The organism is Roseivirga sp. UBA838 (assembly GCF_002296035.1).
Classification (GTDB): domain Bacteria; phylum Bacteroidota; class Bacteroidia; order Cytophagales; family Cyclobacteriaceae; genus Roseivirga; species Roseivirga thermotolerans.
In genome coordinates, this window is record NZ_DBHC01000007.1 from 122276 (window position 1) to 132734 (window position 10459).

Below are 10459 nucleotides of genomic sequence, written 5' to 3' on the forward strand. Positions count from 1 at the left end.
AATACCAAGTCCGTAGTGTTTAGGTGACGACTAAATGTTAAACATTAGGTCGAGAATTGTAAATATAGCTAAACACTGCGGTTTGCCATAATTTTAGGGCTTAATATGAGAACTTTTGGCCCTGATTTTCAATGGTTAAGCTGGTGGAAGAAGAGCTTTCAACATGGCCAATAATTTTTGCATCAACATTATAGCTTTTGCTAATCGCTATAATGTCGTTGGCATGTTTTTCATCAATATAGATTTCCATTCGGTGGCCCATGTTAAAAACCTTGTACATTTCTTTCCATTCGGTACCACTTTCTGATTGAATGAGCTTGAACAGTGGAGGTATGGGGAAAAGATTGTTTTTAACAATGTGTACGTTTTTGGCAAAGTGAAGCACTTTGGTTTGAGCTCCACCGCTACAGTGTATCATTCCACCAATCTCCTGGCGGAGGTTTTTAAGTATTTCTACTACTATAGGGGCATAGGTTCTGGTGGGAGAAAGGACCAACTTACCGGCATCTAAGGGAGAGCCCTCCACAGGGTCGGTAAGTTTTTTTGAGCCCGAGTAAACCAACTCTTTGGGTACAGAGGGGTCAAAGCTTTCCGGATATTTTTCGGCTATGGAGTGGTGGAACACATCATGTCTGGCAGAAGTTAACCCGTTTGAGCCCATTCCACCGTTGTATTCCTCTTCATAACTGGCCTGACCGTATGAGGCCAGGCCGACAATAACCTGCCCGGGTTTAATATTTTCGTTGGTAATTACCTCCGCTCGCTTCATACGGGCCGTTACGGTGCTGTCTACAATAATTGTGCGCACCAAATCGCCCACATCGGCTGTTTCTCCACCGGTCGATATTATGTTTACACCATTGTCTCTCAGCATCTGAAGAACCTCTTCAGTGCCATTGATAATGGCGGATATGACTTCTCCCGGAATCAGGTTTTTGTTACGGCCAATGGTAGAAGAGAGCAATATGTTTTGGGTGGCACCTACGCAAAGCAGGTCGTCTATGTTCATGATTATGGCATCTTGGGCAATGCCTTTCCATACGTTTAGGTCTCCGGTTTCTTTCCAGTACAAATAGGCAAGTGAAGACTTGGTGCCGGCCCCATCAGCATGCATAATGTTGCAATAATCGGGGTCTCCGGCAATTAGATCGGGAACCACTTTGCAGAATGCATTGGGGAAAATGCCTTTGTCGAGGTTTTTGATGGCATTGTGAACATCTTCTTTAGACGCTGACACGCCCCTTTGCATATATCTGTCGCTCATTATCGAATGGTTAGTGGCTCAAAAATAAGAAGAGGTTGCCTCAAAAGTAAAATTTTATCGTCTTTCCCACGAAAAGGGGAAGGCTTGCTCTAAACGAACGGTATTTGAATACTATTGGTCAGGCCAAAGCTACCCACACCATGGTGTGGGTGACCTGTCAGGCTAGTTTCTTTCGTATTCTATTACCTTAAACTCTGTTCTTCGGTTTTGCTGATGTTCCTCTTCCGTACACTCATCAATTCGCTCATTGGTACACCCATTTACCAACTGCGACTCTCCATAGCCTTTGGCAATCAGACGGTCGGCCGAAATACCTTTGGAAACAATATAGTCTACCGCTGCTTGTGCTCTGCGTTGCGAGAGGTCGAGGTTGTAGTCGTCATCTGAACGGGCATCGGTGTGGGAGCTCAGTTCAATACGTATGTTCGGGTTATCTTTTAATATCTGAACCAATTTGTCCAACTCTACCGCTGCATCACTTCGGATTTCAGCACGGTTGAGGTCGTAGTAAATATTTTGGAGCACAATAGCCTTTTCGAGAATTATTGGATCCAGAGCAATATCTTCATTGAATACTTTTTCATTGAAGCGTTCAACAAGCTCCTCTTGTGGAATGCCTTCTCCTACGGTAGAAAAGAACTTGCGTGCGGTGAAGTAGTCTTGCTTTTCGCCAATGATGGTATAGTTTTTTTCCGGGTCAATTTTAAAACTGTATGACCCTCCTCGACTGCTAAGTACATCGTCTACCAGTTGCTCATTTTCATCGAGTAGCTTTACACGAACATCACCCAATATGCTTTGTGTGCTGTCTTCATTAATCCGGTAGGTTGTGCCTTTGAGTGTGTAAGTGATGGTTTTTAAATCGCTTGAGTTATCTACGAAGCTATAAATATCGTCTCCACCACTGCCTCCCGGCCTGTTGGAACTAAAGAAACCTTCGAACGGAAAGTCGCTGTACACAAGCCCAAAGTCATCGGAACTGGAGTTGAAGGATGGCCCCATATTTTTTACTGTAATTACGCCTCCTTTATTTTCAGCAACAAACAGGTCGAGCATACCGAAACCGGCATGTCCATTGGAGGCAAAATAGAGTTTGTTGTCTGGTGAAACGTAAGGAAAGACTTCATCTCCGGCTGTGTTAATATCTGGCCCCATGTTGGTAACATCGGCCCAGCGGCCGCGAGCGTTAATGGTTGCTCTGTAGATATCCGAGCCACCGTAGCCTCCTGGTCTGTCGGAGGCAAAATAAATAGTTGTACCCGATTGATTAAAAGCAGGAGAGGTATCCCAGGCCAGAGGGTTGTTAATGGGCATTGGAGCTGGGGTAGACCACTCACCATTGCGTTTTGTAGCCACATATAAGTCTACACTTCTTCTTTCTTTCTTTCCTTCAGGGTTGCCTTTGGCGAACACAACGGTGTTTCCATCGGGTGAAAAGGCTATAGGGCCTTCGTTAATATTAGTAGAGTTAAACAGGTCGGGCAATTTGCTCAGCGTTTCTGCTTTTGGACTCAGGCCATCGAGGTCTACGCTAAATATATCGCTAAAAGGAAGGCCATAGCGTTGGAAGGTAGTAGCCTCCCGGGTACTGACAAAATAGAGTTTGTTGTTGTAGAAAAACGGGCTGTATTCAGATTGATCGGAGTTGATGGATTCGAGTGGTTTGAGGTCTACATCTCGAACATACAGGCTGATACTATCCAATTTGGTCAAATTGGCTAGTTCTCTTTGGGCTCTGTCGCGGTAAATTTCCAAAGAAGCATAAGTAAGATAATTGCTCAGTACCTCGCGAGCTTTGTCGTACTCTTCGCTGGCCTTCAGAGCCTGAGCATAGTTTAACTCCAATTCTTCATCTTCGAAACCTCCGGCAATGGCCTTTTCATAATAGGGGGTAGAAGCTCTGAGGTCGCCAAGTTTTCGGTACGATTCGGCTGTGTAGAAGTTAATATCTGCGGCATCAGGATTTTGACTCAGGGCCGCCTGAAACTCTTTAATGGCCTGTGTGTAATTCTGGTCTTCAACATAGCTTCGCAGAATTTTTGGAGTGGTTTTTTCCGGTTCTTTGGCCAATACATCGGCAGCATTCTCGGGCTGACCTACAGAAGGGTTTGAAGGGCGTGGAGCCACCTTTTTAGGCTCTTCTTGTACTCCCAGAAAGTTTTTACTCGAACTACAGCCCAGCAATACGATTACCGTGGCCAGAGTCATCAAGAAGCTTTTCGTCTTCATATGTGGTAAATTAGGGCAAAATTCCCAAAAGCTATCTTATAATACGCTTTTTGCACTATCAAAGTATCTTTTGAGCCAACTTTCCTCTGGTTTTACCAACCAGTTTTTTTGCAAGTCGCCTTTGGTTTGAACGGTATTATTGAAAAATAACACACCATTTTCAAAATAGCCTTGTGCTATGAGCGACTTTAGTGCTTTTAACTCTACCGTCTCCACTTTGTTTTGCTTCAGAAAGGCCAGCAGAGTTCGGTCGAATAAGTTCAGGTTGTGCTTTTCGGCTAGTTCTTGCATAAATCGCATCATGCTGTCTATGGAACAGCCGCTGGCCATGTTGAACTGTTCATCGATGCCCAGCACAATAAACTGACGGTGTAATAGGGTGGCAGAAGCCATAAGATCAGCGCCATGAGCAGCCCATTTTTTCAAAAAGGCATCAATTTCATCCAGCAGAACCTGCTCAATACCTGGGTCAATAGGTGCCGAAGATTGGAATATCCAGATGCGTGCGTTGTCGTTCAGTTGGTCAAAAGCAGTTGTCATAGGTAAACGATGCTAGTGGTTTTAACTTGTCAAATGTCGTTCGGTTGTCATTTGCAACCAATTGATTGTCACAAAAATTCCACGGTTTGGGTTAAACAGTTCATGAAAAGTAAAAAGCTTTTTTTAATCGTCAGTTGTACTACCCTTCTGACGGCCTGTGTGGGCACCGATGTGGTAGATGAGCTATTGGTGCCGGAAAGGGTGAGCATTAATACGCGACTGCAGAGTATTGCGGTTGGAGAATCTTATCAGTTAATGGCTGAGTTTTTTAATCGTTTTGGAGAAATGGAAGCTTCAATGATTTCGTGGAGTTCCAGTAACCCTGAAGTGATAAGTGTAGATGATACGGGCCTTGCCGAAGCCATTATGCCGGGAAGCGTGCGCATTAGAGCAAGCTACAATGGCGCAGCCGATTCTATTGATGTGGCAGCGGCTTCCGAAACACAAGTTGGGAATAACCAGCGCATGGGTAGGTTTATGGGGGTAAACGATTACAGCGTAAATGGTCAGTTTGTGTTGGAGGAGGTAGATGATAAGCTGCGCCTTACCTTTCTTCAAAACTTTAGTTCATCTAACGGACCCGGACTTTTTGTGTTTTTATCGAATAACGAAAGGTCGGTAACGGGCGGCTTTGAGATGGGTAGGCTAAAGTCTAATTCCGGTATGCAGGTGTATGAGACCAGCATAGATAATGTGCGCTTGTTTTCATACAACCATGTGTTAGTGTATTGTAAGCCCTTTGGGGCTGTATTTGGTGCAGGCCGATTAGAAAATTGAATAGGTGGATATGAAGAAGATTGTGTTAATAATAGGGATAGGGTTGCTGGTGCAATTGAGCTATGCCGGTGGCGGATGGCCTTCGCCAAAAGGAAAGGGGTATTTTAAATGGAGCCAATATGTCATTCGCTCAGGAAGCTATTATGCTCCTAATGGGGAGATAATAGACATTGCCACGGCTAGTGTGTACATTACCAGTTTGTATGGAGAGTACGGATTGACGGATAAGCTTACCGTGATTGGTTATGTGCCTTTCTTTTCAAGAGCTACCCTCAATGAGCAGGTAGATGCCAATGGTAATCAAATAGCTCCCGGAGATGCGGTAAACTCGTTTGGCGATACGGACATTAGTTTCAAATATGGCCTCATAACTAATAAACCTGTTGTAATGAGTGCTTCGGTTACTTTCGGGCTGCCTTTTGGAAACGATGCCGGGGGCCAAACAGGGGTGCTGCAAACAGGAGACGGTGAGTTTAATACAATGATAAGCCTGGAGGCGAGCCGGGGCATTAATCAGGGAAAGGGCTATGTCAACACCTTACTGGCGTTTAATAACAGGAGCAACAATTTCAGCGATGAATGGCGCTGGGGTGTTGAGGTGGGGCATAGTCTTACAAGCCGATTATCCGGAGCTTTAAAAGTGTATAGTGTCAACTCCTTCAACAATGGCAGCGATGTAGAAACGCCTTCCAATGGAATTTTCTCTAACAATATTGAATACCTGGCCATTACTCCGGAACTCAATTACAGGATAAAAGAGAGTTTTGGACTTTCTACTGCTGTAGGTTTTGCGGCCTCGGGAAGAAGGGTATTGGCCAGCCCCAGCTTTTCTATAGGCCTCTATTTAACCATCTAGCAGTAATTAGATGCATACAGAGTTTTGTAGTTTGTACTGTTGGCATAAAACGCTAGTTTAAGAGATTCATTCCTTGTTCAGGCATACGGCTAGCGTTCAAGCGAGTGAGTTTAGTTTAATAATAAATAGTTGAGGGGCTTTCGCCCCTCTCTTTTTTACTAAAGTCCCTCATTTTTTGCGATTAGTTCTGCAAGATCCAAGACCTCTACACTGTCTTCTTTCTCTTTACTTTTAACACCATCTCGCATCATGGTCATACAGAAAGGACAAGCAGCCGCAATAATGTTGGCACCGGTGGCCAAGGCATCTTCTGTTCTTTCAATATTTACTTCTTTATTTCCTGGCTCAGCATCTTTGAACATTTGCGCCCCACCAGCTCCACAACAAAGGCCTTTGGTTCGGCATCTTTTCATTTCAACCAACTCGGCATCCAATGCTTGCAGCACCTCTCGTGGCGCCTCATAAATATTATTGGCTCTGCCCAAGTAGCATGAGTCGTGGTAGGTAATTTTCTTCCCTTTAAATTCTCCACCACCTTTCATTTTCACCTTGCCCTCATTGATTAATTGCTGAAGAAAGGTGGAGTGGTGAATGACCTCATAGTTGCCGCCCAGGTCGGGGTATTCATTTTTCAAAGTGTTGAAGCAATGCGGGCAAGCGGTCACAATTTTTTTCACCCCGTAGCCATCCAGTACCTGAATGTTGGCCATGGCCTGCATTTGAAAGAGGAATTCGTTACCGGCCCTTCTAGCCGGGTCTCCTGTACAGGTTTCTTCCTCGCCCAAAACGGCATAAGAGATGCCTACTTTTTCTAGAATTTTTATGAAGGCAATGGTTACCTTTTTATATCTGTCATCGAAAGAACCGGCACAACCCACCCAGAAAAGAACTTCTGGGGTTTCTCCTTTGGCGGTCATTTCGGCCATGGTTGGAACACTTGTATTCATAGTACTCATCTTCTTACTTTTCTGCGTTTTTTAATTCATCAGCCCACTTGAACCTATCGGTTGGTGCAAACTTCCATGGTGCGAAATTGGTCTCAACATTCTGGAACATGCTGTTCCAGCTGGCTGGCGAACCCGACTCTTCCATGGCTACATACCTTCTCATTTGAAGGATGATAGAAAGCGGATCTATATTCACCGGGCAGGCTTCTACGCAAGCATTGCAACTGGTGCAGGCGTTAATTTCTTCTTTGGTGATGTAGTCACCCAAGAGTGACTTGCCATCTTCCAGGCCTTTTCCACCTTTGGCCAAACTGGCTCCAACCTCTTCTGCACGGTCGCGGGTGTCCATCATTATTTTTCTTGGAGAAAGCTTCTTGCCCGTCTGGTTGGCCGGGCATTCAGAGCTACAACGGCCGCACTCGGTGCAGGAGTAAGCGTTCATTATATTCACCCAACTCAAGTCATTCACATCTTTGGCTCCGAATCTGGCTACTTCAGTTGGCGGGTTTTCTGCACCTTCCACAGGCATGCCCAGCATCATTTTCACCTCATTGGTTACCACAGGCATGTTTTCCATGTGTCCTTTGGCTTTAAGGTTGGAGTACCAAGTGTTTGGAAAGGCCAGGGCAATGTGCAGGTGTTTAGAGTAAGTTACATACACTGCAAAAGCCAAAATGCCTACAATATGAAACCACCATGCCGAGCGCTCAATGAGAATAAGTGTGGATACATTTAAGCCTTCGAACAGGGGAGTTAAAAAGGAGCTAAAGAAGAATTTACCGGTTTGTGCATAGTGTTCATCTTGTCCCTGAATGAGCATATCCGTAGCATTCATGGTAAGAATGGCAAACATAAGTATGATCTCGATGACGAGAATCAGGTTTGCATCGAGTGTTGGCCATTTCTTCATTTCCGGAGAATGGAAGCGTTTTACTTTGAGTATGTTGCGCCTGATTAAGAAGGCAATGCAGGAAACCAGAACGCCAACAGCCAGAAACTCGAAGATGTTGATAAGCACCGTGTAGAAATCGCCCAAAAGCGGAGCAAAAATTCGGTGAGTTCCGGCCAGGCCGTCTATTACAAACTCTAGCACCTCCAGGTTGATGACCAGAAAGCCGACATATATGAGCAGGTGTAAAAAGGCAGGGACAATTCTTTTAAACATCTTCTTTTGCCCAAAAGCTACCAGCCACATGGTCTTCCAGCGTTTCGGCCGCTGATCGGTTCTACTCTCTTTGCGACCCAATAATATGTTTTTACGAATTTGTGTAATTCGTTTGTAGAGGAGGTAGGTAGCCACCGCAATGACTACTACAAAGGCAATTTGTGGCAAGTATTCCATGTTTTAAATGGGCTTTGTTGGCGATTCTGTTTGAATTTTGAATTTATTGAAAATGTTTTGCACGCTTTAACTTTTTGTATACTTTTGTGCCTCCAATTCAGGTGCTGTAGCTCAGTTGGTAGAGCATCGGACTGAAAATCCGTGAGTCGGTGGTTCGAATCCACTCAGCACCACAACCCAGAAGCCTCCTCGTGAGGCTTTTTTTATTGATGGGTATAGAAATCGTTTGCACATCTTTGCGAATATAACAAACCACGAAAAAATAGTATGCATGCATACTATTTTTTATTTAAGCGAGCGCAATTCTTTTTCACTCAAAAACCTCCATTTTCCACGGGGGAGGTCTTTTTTAGTGAGGCTCGCAAAAACGGTTCGATCGAGTTTTTCTACCCGATAGCCAAAGTGTTCGAAGATTCTTCTCACAATTCGGTTTCGGCCCATATGAATCTCAATGCCTATTACCGTTTTGGTAGCGTCTAATATGGCCAGGTCGTCAACCCGCACAGGGCCATCTTCTAACTCAAATCCTTCAACAATAGCAATGAAGTCGTTTTTAGTAAGGGGCTTGTCTAAGGTTACCTGGTATATTTTTCTAATGTTACCGGAGGGGTGGGTGAGTTTCTTGGCCAAGTCTCCATCGTTGGTAAAAAGAAGCAGGCCCGTAGTGGTTCGGTCTAGCCTTCCTACAGGAAATATTTGCTCCGTACAGGCATTCTTTACCAACTCCATTACGGTTTTTCTGCCTTCCGGGTCGGAGGTTGTAGTAATATAACCTTTGGGTTTATTCAGGAGCACGTATACGGGCTTCTCGGGTTTTAGCACCTTGCCTGCATGCCGCACGACATCATTTTTTTGCACCTGAAAACCCATTTCGGTGATTGCTTTGCCATTTACGGTAATTTCTCCCTGTTCAATGAGTTTATCGGCTTCTCTTCTGGAGCATAGCCCGGAGTTGGCAATGTATTTATTGAGCCGCATAGGAAAAGCTTCCATCACGTTCTTTTCCGGAGCAGCTTGTTTACTTGAGGCTTTGTGTTTGAGGCCGGAGTGGCCTTTTGGTCTGAATGGTTTTTTGCCCATAATTCTTGTGCAGTATCACTACTGTAGTTTTGGGCAAAGGTAGTTAATCTTCTTCTATGCTGGGCTCTTCTTCTTTTTCGGGGCTGCCTATTTCGTTGTCGTTCTGGGCAAAATCTTTGGGGGTGGGTAGTTCTTTCAGGTCGTTAATGCCAAAGTAGTCCATAAATTTCTCGGAGGTACCGTAGAGCATTGGTCGACCTATGCTTTCGGCCTTGCCTTTGATTTCGATGAGCTCTTTTTCCAGCAGTTTTTGCACGGTATAGTCGCAGTTAACTCCCCTTATCTGTTCTATTTCCGATTTAGTGACGGGTTGTTTATAGGCAATTATGGATAGGGTTTCCAGAGCAGAGGCAGAGAGTCTTCTTTTAGACTGCTGCTTTAGTAATATGCCAATACTCGCCTGATAGGCCGGCTTGGTAAGAAACTGATAGCCTCCTCCGCTCTTAATTACCTCAAAGGCATATGCATCGGCTGCGTACTTTTCCTGTATGGAAGATATGGTTTTATCGATATCTTCCATGGGAACATCGGCCTCAAACATTTCGCTTAGGCATGACTGTATGTCTTCTGCCTTAATGGGTTTGGGAGCACAGAAAATGAGCGCTTCAATATGGTTGGCCAAAAAGTCCACTAGCTGCGCTGAGCCAATTTGGCTTCAATGGAGTGCATGGTATGCGGAACGGCCTTAAGACGCTCTTTGGAAATTAGCTTGCCGGTATCTACACATATACCGTAGGTTCCGTTCTTAATGCGGATAAGAGCATTTTCCAGGTTGTTAATGAACTTTTGCTGACGTGCCGCCAACTGGTTAAGGTTTTCTTTTTCCAGCGTGTCTGCACCGTCTTCCAATACTTTTGTAGAGTTATTGGTTATGTCTTCACCGGTGTCACCACTTTTGGTAAGACTTTTCTTCAATTCGGCCAGTTCATTTTTGGCCTTTTCTATTTTATCAAGAATGAGCGCCTCAAATTCCTTTAGCTCACTTTCTGAGTACCTTGTTTTCTCCGTCTGGCTCATATTGTTATTGAATTAGTGTCGAAAAAAATTTGCGCTAAAATAAGTTGACCCAACTCATTTACAAAGAATAAATATGTTTTTTAAAAACAGCTAAAATTGAGTTTTCGTGTGGTGAACTGCTCTTTTTTGGGGTGTTAATTCTGTGATGGGCGGGTTCGGCCAAATTACTTTTCAAAAATAAAGGCTCGTGATGAGCCTTTAAGTTTTAGTAATTTAAGTTGATGAGATCTAAACGTTTGGATAACGCGGAGTTCTCGATGGTTACTTTGTACTTTAGCCGTATGTATCGGGCAATTACGTCCATTCTACGACCTTTTCGCATATAGCGATCGATAGTCTCATTGATTAAGCAATTCATTTAGTTGATTCTTTGGTGGTCTCATTTAGTTGGTTAACAGAAAGATAGG

11 protein-coding genes and 1 tRNA gene are annotated in these 10459 nt (G+C 44.2%); 3 read left to right on the forward strand and 9 right to left on the reverse strand.

What is annotated here, in order from left to right; translation table 11 throughout:
* Nucleotides 1-100: 100 nt before the first annotated feature.
* The 3 genes from B3O12_RS01470 to B3O12_RS01480 all read right to left on the reverse strand — a co-directional run bounded on the left by B3O12_RS01470 (nucleotide 101) and on the right by B3O12_RS01480 (nucleotide 4033).
* Nucleotides 101-1264 (reverse strand): AIR synthase related protein, encoded by a 1164-nt coding sequence (locus tag B3O12_RS01470; protein ID WP_286755034.1) that lies wholly within the window; start codon nucleotides 1262-1264, stop codon nucleotides 101-103.
* Nucleotides 1265-1426: 162 nt separating this feature from the next.
* Nucleotides 1427-3493, reverse strand: a complete 2067-nt coding sequence (locus tag B3O12_RS01475; protein WP_286755035.1) for an OmpA family protein — start codon at nucleotides 3491-3493, stop codon at nucleotides 1427-1429.
* Between the two features lie 36 nt (nucleotides 3494-3529).
* The gene (locus tag B3O12_RS01480) at nucleotides 3530-4033 is read right to left on the reverse strand and encodes a hypothetical protein (protein ID WP_189628684.1); all 504 of its coding nucleotides are present in this window, start codon (nucleotides 4031-4033) and stop codon (nucleotides 3530-3532) included.
* A gap of 102 nt (nucleotides 4034-4135) precedes the next feature.
* Here B3O12_RS01480 and B3O12_RS01485 point away from each other — a divergent pair, with 102 nt between their 5' ends.
* Nucleotides 4136-4810: a DM13 domain-containing protein gene (locus B3O12_RS01485; RefSeq protein WP_189628683.1), complete on the forward strand. Its 675-nt coding sequence runs from the start codon at nucleotides 4136-4138 to the stop codon at nucleotides 4808-4810.
* 10 nt (nucleotides 4811-4820) lie between these two features.
* Nucleotides 4821-5666 carry a hypothetical protein gene (locus tag B3O12_RS01490; protein WP_286755036.1) on the forward strand — a complete coding sequence of 282 codons (846 nt, stop codon included), beginning with the start codon at nucleotides 4821-4823 and terminating at the stop codon, nucleotides 5664-5666.
* A 158-nt stretch (nucleotides 5667-5824) separates the two neighbouring features.
* Here B3O12_RS01490 and B3O12_RS01495 read toward each other — a convergent pair whose 3' ends face one another.
* Nucleotides 5825-6613, reverse strand: a complete 789-nt coding sequence (locus tag B3O12_RS01495; RefSeq protein WP_414706544.1) for a (Fe-S)-binding protein — start codon at nucleotides 6611-6613, stop codon at nucleotides 5825-5827.
* 13 nt (nucleotides 6614-6626) lie between these two features.
* A complete protein-coding gene (locus B3O12_RS01500) occupies nucleotides 6627-7955 on the reverse strand; it encodes a 4Fe-4S dicluster domain-containing protein (RefSeq protein ID WP_286746598.1) in 1329 nt (442 codons plus the stop codon).
* Nucleotides 7956-8055: 100 nt separating this feature from the next.
* On the opposite strand from B3O12_RS01500, the gene B3O12_RS01505 reads away from it, so the two are divergent.
* Nucleotides 8056-8128: transfer RNA gene (locus B3O12_RS01505), tRNA-Phe, on the forward strand.
* Nucleotides 8129-8240: 112 nt separating this feature from the next.
* Here B3O12_RS01505 and B3O12_RS01510 read toward each other — a convergent pair.
* The 4 genes from B3O12_RS01510 to B3O12_RS01525 all read right to left on the reverse strand — a co-directional run bounded on the left by B3O12_RS01510 (nucleotide 8241) and on the right by B3O12_RS01525 (nucleotide 10410).
* Nucleotides 8241-9035, reverse strand: a complete 795-nt coding sequence (locus tag B3O12_RS01510) for a pseudouridine synthase (protein WP_286746597.1) — start codon at nucleotides 9033-9035, stop codon at nucleotides 8241-8243.
* A gap of 43 nt (nucleotides 9036-9078) precedes the next feature.
* Complete coding sequence (gene scpB / locus B3O12_RS01515) at nucleotides 9079-9666, reverse strand: SMC-Scp complex subunit ScpB (RefSeq protein ID WP_286755038.1); 588 nt, start codon at nucleotides 9664-9666, stop codon at nucleotides 9079-9081.
* Complete coding sequence (locus B3O12_RS01520) at nucleotides 9666-10052, reverse strand: TraR/DksA family transcriptional regulator (protein ID WP_189628675.1); 387 nt, start codon at nucleotides 10050-10052, stop codon at nucleotides 9666-9668. The genes scpB and B3O12_RS01520 overlap by 1 nt, the downstream gene beginning before the upstream one ends.
* 205 nt (nucleotides 10053-10257) lie before the next feature.
* The gene (locus B3O12_RS01525; protein ID WP_189628674.1) at nucleotides 10258-10410 is read right to left on the reverse strand and encodes a hypothetical protein; all 153 of its coding nucleotides are present in this window, start codon (nucleotides 10408-10410) and stop codon (nucleotides 10258-10260) included.
* Nucleotides 10411-10459 lie beyond the last annotated feature (49 nt).